Source organism: Variovorax sp. EBFNA2 (assembly GCF_033802765.1).
Lineage (GTDB): Bacteria > Pseudomonadota > Gammaproteobacteria > Burkholderiales > Burkholderiaceae_C > Variovorax > Variovorax paradoxus_H.
Window position 1 is genome coordinate 3,747,142 of the sequence record NZ_CP138496.1, and the last position, 15,462, is coordinate 3,762,603.

The following is a 15,462-nucleotide window of genomic DNA, read 5'->3' on the forward strand; positions in this document are numbered from 1 at the left end:
CTCGCTACGCTGATGTGACATCGAAATTGTCAAAAGCACGTGCGGTCTCGATACCGTCCATGCCCAACGAGCCCGTCTGCGGCCGCGGAGGGAATGTCGGGCTGGTGTTCTCGCGCACCGGCGCCGCGGCTGCAGCAGCCTCTTTTTGGGCCACGGCCGCCGGCTGCTTCTGGTCTTGCCCCTGGATATAGGGGCTCTTGATGTTCATCGCCGCCGTTTGCGCCGGTGTCGGGAAGTTCGGATCGTCCCCGCCCGGGCTCGGCCGCCGGTAGCCAGCGCCCTGCATGATGGCGTCGGCGATGGGAGCGATCATCGGCATCTGTGCCACCTGCGCGCCACCCTGCATCGCCGCGAAGGCGGCCTGCACGCCCACCTGCACGGCATCGGCCATCAACTTCTCGATTTGGGCGTCGGTCAGCCGCTCCTTCATGTCCAGCTCGCGCGCCTTCAGGTCGTGGCCCGCCATCTTGATCTCCTGGGCCACGCGCTCCTGGATCTGCTTCTCGATCTCCTCGGGCGAGGCCTGCTGACCCGCCGCGCGCAGCGCCTCCACCAGTTCGCGCTTGAAGGGAACGTCCATGAGGCTGGCCAGGAACGGCATGGCCGCGGCCTGATACTGCGCGGGCAGGCTCTTGACCGCCTCGGACATGGAGTTGAGCTGCTGGCCGCGGAAGCTGCTGGTGCTGGGCACGTCCTCGAGGCTGACAAGCAGGCGCGTGCGCTGCAGGTCGTTGCTCAGGTAGGTGTAGCCCGCTGCGTCCTTCTCGAGCCGGTTCAGCACCACGGTGCGGTCTTCGCGCAGCGCATCGCCCTCGATGACCACGGTCGTCTCCTCTTCCCCGATGTCTTCCACCACCATTGCCATGAGCTGCTCGCCCACGAGCTGCCGTGCCGATTTGAAATGGTCCATCACGTCGGCGATGGATTGGTTCGACTGCTCGACCTGAGTCTGCTCCTGAACGCCCGAGCGCGCCGAGCCCTGGCGCCCGATGAAGCCCGAGGTGATCGCGCTCGTGCGCTCGATGGTTGCGCGGCTGTCGTCCAGCAGGCGGAAGTGCTGCTCGCTCAGGGTGTAGTCGCGCTTCACCTCGAAGCGGGCGCCAGGGTTGTTCCTGAAGTGCTCGGCATTGAGCACCACGTCGGCATCGGGCCGCGCGATCTGCCGGCGCAGCTGTTCGTCGGTCATGTCCACCGCGCCCTTCGTGCGCTCGACGCGGACCACGCTCATGCCCCAGCGCAGCTTGCTGGCACCGCTGTTGATCGCATCCTGCGCGTACTTCATGCCCCGCACGTAGCCGTAGGGGATGCCGGTCATGTCCTCCTGGAAGGCGATGAAAGGCACGTAGGGGAAGGAACGATGAGGGAACGGCGTCGGGCCGTCCAGCAGCAGGTAGGGCCCGAGCCAGAACGCACGGCGCACGCGCGGCACGACGGCTGCTCGAAGCTGCGACCGCGCCAGGCTGGCGGCCACCAGGTGGGCCCGGTTGCTGTCGTCGAACTCGACCACACGGCCGTCGGGCAGGTTCAGCACCATCACGTCAGACCAGCGGCGGTACCAGACCTCAGCGACGCACACCTCGCGGCTGGTCAGGTTGTACCAGCGGTTCTCGTCCCAGGTCCACGCGCGCGCAGTGTTCCAGGCGTTCTGCAGGCCCGTCGACGCGCCACCGTCGAGGTTGGCGAACGTGTCGTGCCAGGCCGGGCCCGCCTTCGACACCTGGGTGATCAGTTCCGCGTGCGCTGGGAACATCCGAGCCAACCGCTCCGGGCGTGTCCACTGCTGGCGGCGCAGGAAGCTCCACTTGTCCGGGTCGGTCGTCGTCATGTCCCAGTGGATCTCGTTGCGGTGGACCATGCGGCACCGGTACGGATAGCCGAACGGATCGCTGTCGCGCGTGACCTCCACCCAGCCGATGCCGCACGCGATCATCGAGCGGAAGGCTTCGGACATGGCCTTGTCGGCCTTGCTCTGCCGCTCGGCTTCGTTGAGCCGGAAGTTGATCGCGGCGGCCACCTCCTGGCCGCCCGCTTGTCCGTTGGGCGTCACGCGCCAGTCGGTGCGCGTGCGTGCCTCGTAGCCCTGGAGAGACAGCAGCGCGGGTCCGATGTTGTCCTCGACGGCCGGCGGAATACCGAGCGCCTGCTGGCGGCGCAAGAGTTCGCTGTCGAGCTGATTGCCGTCGGCGTAGTCCATCTCCTTGTCGGCGGTCGCCCGCCACGCTGCCTGCTGTTCGATTTCGAACAGGATGGACTCGTAGTCCTCGGTGCTCATGGGCCGCTCGGCGTCGGCCAGCAGTTCGTTGGTGGTGGTGGTAGTGTCGTTCGTCATGTTGTTCCTCAGGTTCGCCAGTCCGCTGGCGGCGCTTCTTGGTAGCCCTTGGTGCCCGCGGCGCTCTCCAGCATCCCCAGCTCCTTGGCCTGGGCCCACTGTCGGTATGCGTCGGCGCCCTCGCTGCACCCGTTGGACTTGTCGGGCTGGTCGATGTAGCGGTTGTCGGCGCGGCTGAACTTCTTGCGGTAGCCCTCGAGCCGAGCAATGCCCTTCTTGCACCGGCCCTCGTCGAGGTAGGCGCCCTTCATGTGCTTCCGCGTGGTGTTGATGCCCGTGATGAGTTCGGTCACGCGCGGCACGACCAGGAAGCGCTCACCGGGCATCAGGTCCTGCAGCATTTCCTTCGTGCTGCGGTTGGTGTCACCGAGCCGCTTGTGGTCCGCGTCGTGCGGCAGGAAGTGCGTTCCGAAGAGGTAGCCACGCTTGCGCATTTCGACCACGTAGAAGCGCAGATCTTCGTTGTGCGCCTCCTCGTAGTCGATGAAACGGTCTTCGCCGCGCAGGTCCTGGTGGAACCAGATGGCGCAGCCGTCGCTGTTTCCGATGTCCCAAAAGGTGTTGACGGGCACGTCGAGCACCGGCACGCGGGTCACGCCGCCGCGCCGGCGCAGGGCCAGCATGTCCTTGGCGTAGTAGTTGCCTTCGGTGCTGATCTGGAAAGCCTCGTCCGGGGTGGACGGGTATTCCTGCCACATCTTCTCCTCGGCACCGGCGAAGTCGGCCCGCTTCGTGGCCACGTACCAGGCACGCTGGTCGAGGTCGATCCGGCAGTCCATTGCCGTCTCGATGCCATCGAAGTACTCGTGTTCCTCGCGGCTGATCGCCACCGTGGTGCTGTCGAGCCGGTACCGCGGCTCCTGCCACCAGGCGTAGAAGTGGAAGCGGTAGTCGCGCGGCGTCAGCTTGGCCTTGCTGGCGTGCGTGGCCTGCGAGTCCTGCACCATCTTGTAGAAGGCGCCGTCGCGGCCCTCGGCCGTGCTCTCGATGACCAAGATGCCAGTGGTGGGCACGGCCGGGATCGAGCCCGTGACCACCTCCTGCGCCTTGTCTGGGAACTTCGCGCAGATCTTCCCGAACTCGGAAACGTGCAGCCGGTGAATCGTGCCCGAGCGCATGGACGTGGCCACGCGGATGCTGCTGTTGTTGTGCGCGAACAGCAGCTCGACCGCGCTGTCGCGCGCCAGCGGAAAGCGGTCGCGAATCTCCTCCGGCAGGCTGTTGTAGGCGAAGCGGACCTTGTCCCGGAAGATCGTCTCGGCCGCCTCGCGGTCCTGGGCAATGATGCCGCAGCGCTGGTCGGCATTGAACAGCGCGTGGTCGAGCCACAGGATGGCGATGAGCGTGGTGAAGCCGAGCTGTCGCGCCTTCAGGATGAGGTTCCGATGCCACAGCCGCCGGACGAATCGCTTCTGGGCCCGGTTGGGCCGGAACGGCAGCACGTAGGAGTCGCCCTCCTCGATCTGGCCATCAGGGCCGACCTTGTCGTCGCCCTTGACCATGATCTTGTAGAGGCATCCGCTGAAGACCCGCCACTCTGGATCTGCCAGGCAGCGCTGCAGCTCCTCCTCGTTCGTTGGGAGGGGCAGCAGAGGGGTGTCGGAGACGACAGCCACCGATCAGTCCCCGTCGTGCTCCGGGTCGTCTGCCACGGGCTTGAACCCGTTGCCGTTGCCCTTCGCAATGGCATGCAGCAGCGATGCGAGCGGGTCGGTCTTCTGCTGGTTGTCCTTCTCGTACAGGCCCAGGTGCTTGAACAGCTTCTCCATCGCCGCGCCCTTGTCGTGCATGGCGATCTCGATGCCGTACTTCGTCATCTTGGCGCCGGCGTAGAGCGCGAGGGCTCGGGGCGACAGCAGGCGCGTGTCGGCCAGCACGGTGCGTGGATAGCCGTCGCCGCCGCAGTCCGGGCAAGCTGGATGCGGTGGCTTGAGCGGGTCGAAGCCGATGCCGCCCTTCTCGTCGAAGTCAGCCAGGCTGCCAGCCTTCGCGGCGTGGTGCTCCTGGTCGTGGTTGAACTCGCCGATGGTGCGCTGGAACTTGAAGCCTTCACCGTGGCAATGCCGGCAGCACCCGACCTTGACCTGCACCAGCTCGCGCGGGTCGGCCACCATGATGTTCCACGCTTCCGTCACCACGCGATCAGCATTGACCTGGGTTCGCTCTTGCTGCTGCTTCCGCGCATCAGCGATGGCAGCCCATATGTACGGTTTTGACAGGTTCTCGGAACCCATCTGCCGTGCGGTGTCGACGCTGTAGCCCGCCCGGATGGCTGCCTGCGTGCCATTCAGGTCCACGAGGTACTCGTCGATGAAGCGCTGCTGCAGGGGGGTGAGGCTGACCTGTGGGCTCTCGACAGGTGCGGGTTTGACCTTCCGCGGTGCCCTCTTGGGCTTCACAGGCGCGGCTGCTGCCTTCTTGCGCGCAGGAACACCCGCAGCCTTCTTCAGGGCGGCGGGGGTCTTGGTGGTCTTCTTCGTTGCGGGGGCTGGCTTCTTGGCCGGCTTGCGAGTTGCCATGCTCGCGAGTGTTCCGGGCGCACGGCGAGGGGTCGAACCCTACAGGGGTGTGCTCGCACCTGAAGGTGAAGCCCTTTCAGGGGATGATCGGGGCACAACAACCACTGGAGGCCATCGCAATGCCGTATCCAACCCCTCAGGAGATCGCCGAGCGTCTCGCCAATCTCTATCGCGAAGAGTTCGGAGGGAAGAAGCGCGGGAAGTTCTGCATCTTCAAGGAAGACCTGCGGAATCTCGCAGGTAGGAAGCAGCTTGAACAATCAACGCTCCACCGTATTGGAGTGAAGCTGTTCAACGAGCATGAGCTGGCCTTCATCGACTGCGGCGAGTGGTTCGGTGTCATGCCTGCGAAGACCATCTGGAAAGTGTGGCGGCAGTACGCCCCATAGTTGAAAAAAGCCCGCCGAGCGAACCCGGCGGGCGAATCACCCGCAAGGTAGCAGGCGAGGAGACAACTGTCCGGCAAAAGCGCCGAGGGAATGTTCTCGCGGGACCGCCAGGCGGCGAATCCCTACAGGGGGTGTCGATGGTGGCCGGTGCTGGCTTCCCGGCTCAGGGTGGCGCGCATGTTTTCATGGCAGCCGGCGCTCCGGCCTAGGATGTCTGTCCACCTGGTTGCTTCCATTCGCCGCGCATCAGCCTGCGCATTCACCATCATCGAAGCAGGCCGGACTTGAAACCGGCTCAGGGCCTTGTCGGTTGACCCACAAGGTTGCGGACCGCCTTGTGGCCGTGCGTGTCCTTCCACGCCGCTGCTTCGATGATGGCCCCGACTCGGGGCATCCGTGGGGCCGGCGCCTGCTCGCCTCGGCTCTCCCCTTCCCTTCCTCCGTCCCTTCACCCGTTGCCCGGGTCGAATGCAGGTACGTCCGGCAGTCACGCTTCACAAAGTATCGAGGCCGGTTGCCGCCCGGCGCCAGCTGCACCACCACATGGGCGGAATCCGCTGGCGGCTTCCCCTTCCGGGGGCCATCTTCATGGTGTCTGGTTGCGGAGGACGGAATCGAACCGCCTACCTCTGGGTTATGAGCCCTGCGCGCTACCGGTGCGCCACACCGCGAGTGCAGTGTGCGACGGCTGCCGGACAGATGCGCGCCCTACAGGGGGTCGTCTGGCACTTCGCTCCCATTGCGCGCCGACACGATGGCGCGGCACACGGCCACCAGCGGGCCCGGTCCCTCCATCCACCCACCTCGCCCCTCGGGAAGACGTCCGCCTGGTTTGCCCACCACGACGGAGCACCACTGGTAGTGCTTGCCCGGCATCGGCGCGACGTGAATGGCGTGCCGCTCCAGTGCTTGGGCAAAGCCGGCCCAGTTCGTGGTGTACGGCGTGCCCGGCGCCTCTCCCAGCGCGCTCGCCACCCACCGCTCCAGCGTCTCGCCCGCCAGCTCAGAAACCTTCATTTCGCGCCCAAAAGTAATACTGTATATTTATACAGCATGAGCCGAATGCAGATCATGGACATGGTGCGGTCACGGGATGCCGGGCGGGTTATTCCTGGCTGGCAGCGCGGCCGGCTGCGGCCGTTCCGGGGCTTCCTACTGATCACGACCCAGCACCTGGCGCCCCTGCACCGCTTTGCGCAGGTCGGGCGCATGTACATGGTCGACCCCAAGGCGCCGGCACCACCGCCCCTGTGGGACATCCAGCCTATCGAGATGAGTGTGGACTTCTGGACCTTCGGCGGCATCGAACGCATCGACGATGGCCTCGGCGGCGCTCTCGACTACGCCCAGACCTGGGTCCTGGTGCCCGCGCGCGAGACGCTTGAGGGCTATCACGGGAGCGAGCGAATCTAGCCCGCTCCGTTGCGGATGCAGGCCTTCCACCGTCAGCCGTAGCGTGCGCCATTGGCCGCCGGCTTGACCGCCCGGGCCGGGGCCTCGAACAGCTGGGCCTGGTTCGGGTCCACCTTGGCCTCCAGCGCCGAGACTTGACGCCGCAGCTGTTTGATTTGCTCGCCCAGCTCCGCGGCCAGGATGGCGGTGTTGCGGCCCGTCTCGATGGCCACGGCCTGCGCAGCAGCGCCGGCCATCAGGTTCGCCAGCGCCCGGTCTTCACGGGGCGTCAGCTGGAGCACCTCGTCGCCGATCTCGATCTTGACCATGCCGTCGGGCATGACCGTCTTCGACATGGGCCGGGCCGGCGGGTGCTGCTGTGCCGGCACGAACACCCCGCGCTGCACGCGCAGGATGGCACCGTCGTCGACCAGCGTGCCAAGGCGGTCGTCGATCACCGTGAGCTTCAGGCCGGTGAGCTCGGCCAGCGTCTCGCGGGTAACGATCTGCTCCTTGGCGTGCAGGTCTTGCACGGCCTCGAGCACCAGTGCGGTTGTTGATTTCCGGGCATCAGCCATTTATTTTTTCTCCTCGTCTGGGTTCAATGCGGTCGAGCGCCCACTGGGCGGCCTTCCGTTCCTTCGGCGTCGCCGACTGCATGCCGGCAACGATGTCGTGCCAGATGGAAACCATCCAGCTGTGAGCCGCGGCGAAGCGCTCGATCTTCTCGGCCGCCGGCGCTGGGCCCTGGTCGAGCCAGCGGTGGCAGGCGTCGCAGCCATACACGTGCCACTGGTCGTCTGCCTTGCGCGCGCCGGCCTTGCCGTGCACCGACTGGTTGCTGTGGCACGCGACCGTGGTGGCCGGGTCCGGCCGGCAGACGCCGGGCACAGTCAGCAGGCAGCGCTGGCCGCGCGCCATCGCCAAGAGCGCCGGGTTGCGCTGTGCCTCGGTCTTCGGCATGCCGCCCCGGAAGTCCGCATCGTTGATCGCAGCCATGCGAACGATGTGGCCCGACACCTGCTGCACGCGGACCAGCACCGTGATGTCCGGGCCCGCGGCCAGGTCCACGCCGACGACCTTGGGCCGAGGTCGCTTGAACGCGGTTCGCTTCATGGGCGTGCTGCGCTTCATAGGCCGAAGTCCAGCACCAGCGACGGCTCTATCAGGCCCGGCATGTCGTCGATCCACACATTCACGGCGAAGCCGGCCTTGGCCGCCGCGTGCTTCTTGTAGGGCTGGCCGCCCGTGCACACGATGGGCACGCTGTCAGGCATGCGCGGCTCGCGCGCGAAGTCGGGCGGCGTGCGGCGCGCTGTGACGCACACCACAGCATGGCCGCGCGCCTGCGCCGTCGCGATGAACTGGCGCCACAGATCCGGGTCGGCGGTGAAGGTGTCGTCGTAGTCCAGGCCGAAGAGGATGCGCTTCATGGCAGAACCCGATCTACCCAGTGCTCCCGCACGCCGGGCCACGCCTTGCCATCCATGACGTCGCACGCGACAACGTAGGCAATGTTCATTTCGTAGGCGATGGTCGGCACGGCCTGCATGCTCTCGAAGTACCGGCGATGCACCTCCATCGCTTGTGCATGGGTGATGCCGCCGTCGAGCTGCGCCACGGCCGGGCGCGGGAATCGGGTTGCTGTCATTTCTTGCACCACCACTCCTCAACGATGGCGACGATCAGGCCCACGATGACGCCCAGGCCGACCAGTGGCGAAGGGTCGTGCATCCATGCGATGAAGACTGCTGTCATGCGGTGATGGCCCCGACGATCTCGCCGGTGTCCGGGTCCACCTGCATGCGCTCCCATTGCTCGTAGCTGGCGGGGAAGCTCACGCCCAGCTCGGTGGCGGCGAAGGCGCTCACTCGGTCGATGAGCTGGCTGTAGCCCTTCACGCCGAGGTCTTCGGTGCTGACACGCTCGCGCCGGCGCACCTTCTTGCCGGTGAGCGGGTTCTTCGTCGTGACGGTCTTGTGGCCCAGGTACTCGGCGCGGAAATGCTCTTTCCACACCGCAAGCGGGAACTGCGCGCCCTGCGGCCGCGCCTGGGTCGCAATCGTCTTCAGCACCACGCCGTGGTAGTACTTCCGCTGGCGGTCGGTCTTGGCGTCCTCGTGCAACCGGATTTCCAGCTCCAGGCGGCGGCCAGCGGCCCACTGCTGCTTGCACCACGGAGCCACGCGCTCGAGGAAGCTGGAGCGCGCACGCTCCTGGTCCGGCCAGACAACATGCAGGGCAAGGTCGCTCATCGAATCGATCTCCGGTAAAGGCGCGCCAGCATCGCGGCGTCGCGTTCGTGTTGGTTGCTGCGCGCGGTCCAGCCAGTGACGACGGCGAAGGCGGCCGCGTCCAACTTGGCGCCCTTCGCGGTCGGGCTGATACCGTGGGCAGGGATGCCCAGGTTGGCGCAGATCGAAGTGATCAAGCTGCACCAGGCGTCCACCTGGCCCAGCGAACGAGCCGTGGCCAGCGCCGCGCCGTAGTCCTTCTTCGTGCGCGCATTCCACGCCCGCTTCTCGAGACGGCTGTCTTCGAACACCACGCGCGCCGGCATCAGGTCGCGAAGGAAGTGATCGATGGCGTGCGGCTCGATGGTGCGCAGCCAAGTCAGCACGCCGTCTTCGTAGCAGGCCAGCCCCGTGCTGGCGCCAGGGTCCATGCCAAGGATGCGCGCCGTCACAGGAGCGCCCCCTGCAGCGAAGTGCGCAGCGCGCGCAACCGCACGTGCGCCGGTTTCACAGCCGCGTTGCCAGCCTCCCAGTCTTCGCCCCAGATGCTCTTGAGCGCGGAGACGTACTCGGGCCTCATGGCACCGTCCTGGCGCGAGCGCCAGAACTCGGGGCCGTTGGCAATGCCACGGGCAAGGCACTCGCGGCAGTTGGCCGTGTAGCCCGGGTGATCGGCGCGCACGGCAGCCAGGTCGCAGTTCGGGCAGCTCATGCGCGGCGCCTCCCCGAATCGTTGGCGGCGTCGAGGCCAGAGAACGGCGTCGCACGGTAGCTGCGCCAGCGATCACGCGAGCGCACTGCCTGTACCGTGGCTTGGCTCACGTCCAGCTCACGTGCGAGGCACCTGGTGCTCTCATCACCCTCGAGGATGCGCGCGACCTTCTCGTCCGTGAGCTTTCCCGAGGTCTTGCGCTTCGCTGTCGCGATGGCAATCCGGTGTAGCAGGGTCTTGGGCTTGCCCTTCATCTTCGCGCCGCTGTTGGAACGCTGCATGTGCTCGAACAGCACACAGTCGGAGGGGTTGGCGCAGGTCATCGCAATGGTGCTCGCGCGGTCGAGCTTGCGCTGCCGGATTCCCCAGACACGCCGACGAGCAGAGCGCTCGGTTCCGCCCCATGCGGCGTACATGGCCGGACCACGGTCAGGGTCGATGCGCCCGGTCCACAGCATGCAGCCGTCGACCGCCCGGCAGCGCCCGTAGATCTCGTCCAGCTCCTCCTGCTTCGACGGGTTCCAAGCTGCTGCAGCAAGGTGCCGACTGCCACCAAGGCGCACGAACTTGACGGCGCCGCTGGCCAGCAGGTTGTCGATGATCGGTCGCAGTTGGCTGCGTGCAGTCTTGGTCCTTGCGAGGTCATTCCAGCGAACCGGCTTGGTGCGGATGCGGGCGAACACCTCGTCGGCGTCGAATTCAAACTTGGGGCGGCGCGTGGTCATGCCAGTTCGGGCTCCGGGGTTGGGGTGAAGGCACCGTCGTTTGCCGGAGCCAGGTTGGCGAGGTTCTCGGCGCAAACGTCGAGGCTGCTGCGCTCGACAGCGCGGTAGGCGCTGATGCCGTGCGCGGCCGCGGTGGACAGCTGCCCCTGGCCGCGCAGCTGGCGCTCGGCGCACGAGAGGACGTGCAGGCGGCGCTGAGCGCCGAGTGCGATGGAGGCGACGTGCGCGATGCTGGTCATGCGGGTTCTCCTTGTCGTTGCTCGACGGCCCGGCGCACGCGGGCCGTGTACTGGGGAAAGGTTTCGCGGTTGACGCTCAGGTCGTGCTCGTTCCAACGGCCCACGCCGACCTCCTCGCCCTTCGCCTCGATGGACGTGCGGGACTCGTCCCAGGGCTTCGCGGGCATGCCGACGCCGGAAGCGATGGCCGCGGCCTCGCCGAGCTGGCGCTTGACGATGCCGAGCAGATAGGCGAAGCCCTTGGGAGGCGTGGCCTTGGCGCAGATTTCGGCCGCGGCCTCGAACGTCTCGACGGGCACGCCCTTGGCGATGAGGGCCAGAAGCTCCGGGTTCGACGGGCCCACATCGGCGATGCCCTTCGCTCGGATGGCCTTGCAGATGGACCCCGCCTTCGTTGGGCTTTGCCGATCACCCCCCACCTCTCCGGCCGTAGTTCGGGAGGTGGTGGTGGTTTCTTCTTTACCGGTACTGGTTCCGGTTCCGGTTCCGGTGCCGTCTCTCCCGGTGTCACTCCGGGTGTCGTCCTGCTGGTGTCCGTCGGCTGTCCCATGGGACAGACCCGTCCTTTCCGCCTCCTTCCGTTGGCGGTACTCAGCCTTCCGGCGGCGCTCCGCCTCGCGGGCGGACAGCATTTCCAGGACACGCTTCGTGACCGTGTCGTGGTACAGGCGGCCGTCCTCGGCCTCCCACCAGCCGCGCATGAGCTTGGAGCGCACCTTGGCGAAGGTCTTCATGGGCATGCCGATGCGCACCGCGATCAGCTCATCTTCGTTGGGCAGCGAGCCGCAGGGCTCCTGGCGCCAAGCCGAGAGCCACAGCATCAGCAGCCATGGGCGCACATCGGCGGGCGCCAATGCCCAGGTGTCCGACTGTTCGATGCGCTCGTGGTCCAGCTCGAAGCGCCAGCCCTTCGCGCGGGTGTCTGCGGGGTATGGAACTGTCTTCGTCACGTCAGTCCGCGCCCCCCATCGATGGATCATTCGCTGCAGCAGCGCGGCCGCGGCCCACGGCCTTCGTGACGCGAAACTCGAACAGGCCGGCGAAAGCCGGGTTCAGCAGCGCGAACAGGCGCGCCAGGTATGGCGTGTGCCAGTCGTTCAGCTTCCACGGGCCCGCGCGCTCGGCCAGCGCCGAGTTGTGGCGCAGCACCTCGATGATGGTGCGCGCGCTGTAGTGCTCGAAGCCGCGGCGCGCCACGCGCATGGCCTCGCTCTCGAAGGCGTCGTAGACATGCAGGTTCTCGGGCAGGTAGGCCATGAAGGCCGGCGTGAACTGTGCGGCGTGTTGCCGGGCCACCAGAAGTGGACGCTTGATGGTCAGTGCTGCAGTCACGCGGCCTCCAGTCGAAGAGATTGCTGACGCAGGCGGTCGGCCTGAAGCGGCTCGTTCGCTGCATTGAGGTCAATGCCAATGAACTGACGGCCCAGCTGCTGGGCGACCTGCCCGGTGGTGCCGGAACCGAAAAATGGGTCGAGGACGATGCCGCCGGCCGGGCAGCTGGCCAGGATGCAAGGCTCGATGAGGGCACGGGGGAACGTGGCGAAGTGCGCGCCCTTGTATGGCTCGCTCGGGATCGTCCAGACGCTGCGGCGGTTGCGCGTCGCCACCAGGTCTGCGACGGCCTCGTCGAAGCTGGCGTTCAACTTCGTTCCACTTCCAGCTTCAGCCAACTTGCGCGCGCGCCAGCCTGGGCCGCGCCCCATGCGCTCACTCTTGCCGTCGCCGTAGGCACTGTCGTTGCCAGCCTCCGCGCGCTTTGGCGGAAGCGCCGGGTACAGCCCTTTCTCTCGGCCGTCCTTGTGAAAGGCGCCGTGCGAGCCTGCGTGAGTGGCCCAGCCGTCCGGCGTCTTGTAGCGTGGCTTCGCCTCTGCGTCGTAGCCGTGCCCAAAGCCGGGTCGCTTCAGGCCCAATGCCTCAGCCGAGCGGCGCGCATGCGCACCGCCGGTCACGGGCTCCTGCATCGCGTCGAAGTCCCAGTAGTAGCGCTCTGACTTGGCCATCAGGAACAGGTACTCGTGCGCCTTCGTGCAGCGGTCTTTCGCGCTCTCGGGCATCGGGTTCGGCTTGTGCCAAACGATGTCCTGGCGCAGCCACCAGCCGGCATCCTGCAATGCGAACGCGAGCCGCCACGGCTGCCCCACGAGATCCTTGGGCTTCAAGGTGCCTCGCGCTGGCTTGCGCTTCTGCCCTTCCCTACGGCCGACATCGCCGCCGTCGCTCGGCTGCGGCCCCGAAGCTGTGGCGTAGCTATCACCCATGTTCATCCACATGGTTCCGTCATCGCGCAGCACCCGGCGGCACAGGTCGAACACCTCAACCATGGTCGCGACGAACTCCTGCAGCGTGGGCTCGCTGCCGATCTCGAACGCCTTGTCGGCGTGCCCATCCGGAAGATAGGAACGCAGGGCCCAGTACGGCGGAGAGGTCACAATGGCATGCACCTGCACGCCGTCAGCAATCATCTGGCGCAGCACGACACGCACGTCCCCGAAGTGGCAGCGGTTGAGCCAGTCCATCAAGATGCCTCCCACTTCATCAACACCACGTCGGTGGTGGTTCCTTCGAACTGGTTCTCGAGCACCTCCGACCAGTGCGTCGCGCCGCCGGGCAGGTAGGCCTTGCCGCGCGCCGATGCAGGCAGCACCGCCACCAGTACGCCGCGCGGCTTGAGCAGCCCAGCCGCCCGCTCTGTGTGCCGCTTCCAGCGGCCCTCGCTGTAGGGCGGGTTCATGACGATCCGGTCGAAGCGCGCGCCGTCGGGATGTTGAGCGTCTGCCCAGAGAACGAAGTCCGCCTGTACGACGTTGAATCCTCTCGCACGCAGAATTTCGCAGTGCAATGGCGCGATCTCGATGCAGGTGAGGTCGCCAGCTGTGAGGTGCTCGGCGAGCGCACCCTGCCCCGCGCTGGGCTCGAGCACGGCGTGCCCAGGCTGCACGTCGGCCAGCTCGACAGCTGCGCGCGCCACTGGACCAGGCGTTGGGTAAAACTGGTGCGACTTCTGGTCTGGAATGCAGCCGCTCGCGATGATCTCGTTGAGCACGTCGCCGGGCTCGTAGTCGAACTGGAAGTAGTCGAAGGCTTTGCCGAGCACGGCGGGCGTGCCGCCGACCGCCATCAGCACTTTTTCGGCTGCGGCGCGGACTGCCGCGTCGTATTCGCCGAAGTCGAAAGCACGGGCGTTGCGCACCTCGCGATGCCGCTCCGGGAAGCTGTCCGGAATGCGCTCGCGCACGATGCGCATGCGCGTCAACATTTCGACCACGGCGAAGGGCAATGGCCGGCCCATCATCCGAAAGGCCTTCGGCTGCTTCTTCGGCTTCATCCGGAACTGCGCTGGAATCGCGAGTGGGTGCAGGTGAGCCAATACCATGTTCAGGCGCCACGCCATGTCAGGGTGCACCTCGAGATGGGCGGTCCCCACCTTGTAGACACGAATGCGCAGCGCGCCGCCGTCGATCAGCAACCACTCGCCGCGGCGCTGACGCGCAATGCGGACCACCTCGTCGCTGGCCTGATACCTGGGTTCACCACGCCCCATGAACTTCGCGATCACGCAGCGCAGGTCGTTGATGTAGCCGACCCGCGAGCTTTCCACGGTGTCGTAACAAGTGAGGATGCGCGCAATGATCATCCGCCGGCCGAAGCCCTCGGGCACGTTGGTCACGTGACCGCCGGAGAGCGCACGGAAGATGCCGTCGACCCGCTCGGCCAGGAACTGCGAGCGCATGTTGATGAGGGACGACAACGTGCTGCGCACCGTGTCACCGGTGAAGTCCGGTAGCGGCCGCATCGCCCACTGCTGCTCGGGATCGAGGTAGTTGCCGGCGGCATCGAAACGCTCGGGCCATTGGTCCCGCTCGCGGCGCACGGCGTGCCAGTCCTTCTTCTGGCCGCGCGGAGCCCGCATCTGCTCATTCCACTCGTTGCGCCGCTGCTGGGGCATCATGTCCAAAACGTCGGTCAGCTGAAGCGCCTTGCTCCAGTACGCCGCGTTGAGCGCGCTGACGGCCCCGTCCTGGTCGAACAGCTGCTCAGCGGACACCTCCAGGCTGTGGCGCCCGCGGTCCTCGTTGCGGTTGCCATCGAGGAAGTAGTGCATCACGCTGCGCGGCACGTCGCCGCCCAGGAATGCAGAGACATCCGCGATACGCTGGCGATGGAACTCGTAGGAGCCTATCAGCGGCTCGAGCGCATCGGTGGCGGCAGGCGCGAAGAACGGCGTTCCGTCGTCGAGTACTGCATCGGTGCACTGCATCAGCATGCGCGCGCTCCCTTCGCGCCGAATTCGGGGCCCTCAAAAGGCCCTGTCAGTTTGCGCATCGCGTCGGTACGCTCCCCGTCATGAATCAGCCTCTCCGCAACCATCTGGCGCCAGGTCTTCCCGTAGCTGCACATGTAAACGAAGTCCCGCAACAGCGTGGAGGTGTCCGTGTCGCTCGCGGCGCAGTGCTGCAGGAATATCTTGTGAGTCGTCTCGTCAACCTTGGTCTTCAGGTCTTCGGTCAGCTTCCCGAGCGGCCCGGCGATGCCGCGGGCGAAAGCCGGCTCTTGGTCATGGTCGATGGTGGACATCTGGAATTGCTGGTTGGGTTGAAGTGGTCAGCCGACCGGCTGGAGGTCGGCGGTGCGCGCGAAGAACACGTCGCGGAAGACGGTGTGGCGCCAGCAGCCCGACGGAAACGGGTTGGCGTGCGCGATGTCGTCGCCCCGCTCGGCCGCGTGCGTGGCGAGTTCGACGACTTCGGCGTGAGCGAGCGTGGAAAGAGACTTGACGTGCATCAGCGGGCCTTCGAAGGAATGAGGTGGTGAGGTGTGGCGGAACAGCGCATCAGCCCTCCCCGTCCTGGTCGCGATCGATCGACACGTTGAGGACGCCGGCGCACCAGAGCACCACGCCGACGATCACGATGAAGAGCGCAG

The 15,462-nt window shown here is 66.5% G+C and carries 21 protein-coding genes and 1 tRNA gene; 2 read left to right on the forward strand and 20 right to left on the reverse strand.

All coding sequences use genetic code 11. The annotated features are described in order from the left end of the window. Positions 1–4: 4 nt before the first annotated feature. Genes RZE79_RS17655 through RZE79_RS17665 form a run of 3 tightly spaced genes read right to left on the reverse strand, consistent with a single transcriptional unit; the run spans position 5 to position 4,848 of the window. Positions 5–2,329: a hypothetical protein gene (locus RZE79_RS17655; RefSeq protein ID WP_319355628.1), complete on the reverse strand. Its 2,325-nt coding sequence runs from the start codon at positions 2,327–2,329 to the stop codon at positions 5–7. An 8-nt stretch (positions 2,330–2,337) separates the two neighbouring features. Further along, positions 2,338–3,945, reverse strand: a complete 1,608-nt coding sequence (locus RZE79_RS17660; protein WP_319355629.1) for a terminase — start codon at positions 3,943–3,945, stop codon at positions 2,338–2,340. Between the two features lie 3 nt (positions 3,946–3,948). Further along, entirely contained in the window at positions 3,949–4,848 is a 900-nt protein-coding gene (locus RZE79_RS17665) for a terminase small subunit (protein ID WP_319355630.1), read from the reverse strand. Between the two features lie 65 nt (positions 4,849–4,913). On the opposite strand from RZE79_RS17665, the gene RZE79_RS17670 reads away from it, so the two are divergent. Then, positions 4,914–5,237 carry a hypothetical protein gene (locus RZE79_RS17670; protein WP_319355631.1) on the forward strand — a complete coding sequence of 108 codons (324 nt, stop codon included), beginning with the start codon at positions 4,914–4,916 and terminating at the stop codon, positions 5,235–5,237. A gap of 596 nt (positions 5,238–5,833) precedes the next feature. Here RZE79_RS17670 and RZE79_RS17675 read toward each other — a convergent pair. After that, positions 5,834–5,908 (reverse strand) — tRNA-Met (locus tag RZE79_RS17675). Between the two features lie 37 nt (positions 5,909–5,945). Next, the gene (locus RZE79_RS17680; protein WP_319355632.1) at positions 5,946–6,254 is read right to left on the reverse strand and encodes a hypothetical protein; all 309 of its coding nucleotides are present in this window, start codon (positions 6,252–6,254) and stop codon (positions 5,946–5,948) included. 45 nt (positions 6,255–6,299) lie between these two features. Here RZE79_RS17680 and RZE79_RS17685 point away from each other — a divergent pair, with 45 nt between their 5' ends. Further along, positions 6,300–6,650: a hypothetical protein gene (locus RZE79_RS17685; RefSeq protein ID WP_319355633.1), complete on the forward strand. Its 351-nt coding sequence runs from the start codon at positions 6,300–6,302 to the stop codon at positions 6,648–6,650. A 32-nt stretch (positions 6,651–6,682) separates the two neighbouring features. Here RZE79_RS17685 and RZE79_RS17690 read toward each other — a convergent pair whose 3' ends face one another. The 15 genes from RZE79_RS17690 to RZE79_RS17760 form a co-directional block, all read right to left on the reverse strand. Further along, the gene (locus tag RZE79_RS17690) at positions 6,683–7,207 is read right to left on the reverse strand and encodes a hypothetical protein (RefSeq protein ID WP_319355634.1); all 525 of its coding nucleotides are present in this window, start codon (positions 7,205–7,207) and stop codon (positions 6,683–6,685) included. Then, entirely contained in the window at positions 7,200–7,745 is a 546-nt protein-coding gene (locus tag RZE79_RS17695) for a nuclease domain-containing protein (protein ID WP_319355635.1), read from the reverse strand. The genes RZE79_RS17690 and RZE79_RS17695 overlap by 8 nt, the downstream gene beginning before the upstream one ends. A gap of 14 nt (positions 7,746–7,759) precedes the next feature. Next, positions 7,760–8,062: a hypothetical protein gene (locus RZE79_RS17700; protein WP_319355636.1), complete on the reverse strand. Its 303-nt coding sequence runs from the start codon at positions 8,060–8,062 to the stop codon at positions 7,760–7,762. Continuing rightward, complete coding sequence (locus tag RZE79_RS17705) at positions 8,059–8,280, reverse strand: hypothetical protein (protein WP_319355637.1); 222 nt, start codon at positions 8,278–8,280, stop codon at positions 8,059–8,061. Before RZE79_RS17705 ends, RZE79_RS17700 begins: the two co-directional genes overlap by 4 nt. Before the next feature lie 103 nt (positions 8,281–8,383). Next, positions 8,384–8,884 (reverse strand): hypothetical protein, encoded by a 501-nt coding sequence (locus RZE79_RS17710; RefSeq protein ID WP_319355638.1) that lies wholly within the window; start codon positions 8,882–8,884, stop codon positions 8,384–8,386. After that, complete coding sequence (locus RZE79_RS17715; RefSeq protein ID WP_319355639.1) at positions 8,881–9,315, reverse strand: hypothetical protein; 435 nt, start codon at positions 9,313–9,315, stop codon at positions 8,881–8,883. The genes RZE79_RS17710 and RZE79_RS17715 overlap by 4 nt, the downstream gene beginning before the upstream one ends. Next, positions 9,312–9,575 (reverse strand): hypothetical protein, encoded by a 264-nt coding sequence (locus tag RZE79_RS17720; RefSeq protein WP_319355640.1) that lies wholly within the window; start codon positions 9,573–9,575, stop codon positions 9,312–9,314. The genes RZE79_RS17715 and RZE79_RS17720 overlap by 4 nt, the downstream gene beginning before the upstream one ends. Further along, entirely contained in the window at positions 9,572–10,300 is a 729-nt protein-coding gene (locus RZE79_RS17725; protein WP_319355641.1) for a hypothetical protein, read from the reverse strand. Before RZE79_RS17725 ends, RZE79_RS17720 begins: the two co-directional genes overlap by 4 nt. Then, positions 10,297–10,539: a hypothetical protein gene (locus RZE79_RS17730; RefSeq protein ID WP_319355642.1), complete on the reverse strand. Its 243-nt coding sequence runs from the start codon at positions 10,537–10,539 to the stop codon at positions 10,297–10,299. The genes RZE79_RS17725 and RZE79_RS17730 overlap by 4 nt, the downstream gene beginning before the upstream one ends. Beyond that, positions 10,536–11,489, reverse strand: a complete 954-nt coding sequence (locus tag RZE79_RS17735; protein ID WP_319355643.1) for a hypothetical protein — start codon at positions 11,487–11,489, stop codon at positions 10,536–10,538. Before RZE79_RS17735 ends, RZE79_RS17730 begins: the two co-directional genes overlap by 4 nt. A 1-nt stretch (position 11,490) precedes the next feature. Next, positions 11,491–11,871 carry a hypothetical protein gene (locus RZE79_RS17740; protein WP_319355644.1) on the reverse strand — a complete coding sequence of 127 codons (381 nt, stop codon included), beginning with the start codon at positions 11,869–11,871 and terminating at the stop codon, positions 11,491–11,493. Further along, positions 11,868–13,055, reverse strand: coding sequence for a site-specific DNA-methyltransferase (locus RZE79_RS17745; RefSeq protein WP_319355645.1), 1,188 nt, complete (start codon positions 13,053–13,055; stop codon positions 11,868–11,870). Before RZE79_RS17745 ends, RZE79_RS17740 begins: the two co-directional genes overlap by 4 nt. After that, positions 13,055–14,803: a DUF4942 domain-containing protein gene (locus RZE79_RS17750; protein WP_319355646.1), complete on the reverse strand. Its 1,749-nt coding sequence runs from the start codon at positions 14,801–14,803 to the stop codon at positions 13,055–13,057. The genes RZE79_RS17745 and RZE79_RS17750 overlap by 1 nt, the downstream gene beginning before the upstream one ends. After that, a complete protein-coding gene (locus RZE79_RS17755) occupies positions 14,797–15,114 on the reverse strand; it encodes a hypothetical protein (protein ID WP_319355647.1) in 318 nt (105 codons plus the stop codon). Before RZE79_RS17755 ends, RZE79_RS17750 begins: the two co-directional genes overlap by 7 nt. Positions 15,115–15,141: 27 nt before the next feature. Continuing rightward, the gene (locus tag RZE79_RS17760; RefSeq protein ID WP_319355648.1) at positions 15,142–15,321 is read right to left on the reverse strand and encodes a hypothetical protein; all 180 of its coding nucleotides are present in this window, start codon (positions 15,319–15,321) and stop codon (positions 15,142–15,144) included. Between the last annotated feature and the right edge of the window lie 141 nt (positions 15,322–15,462).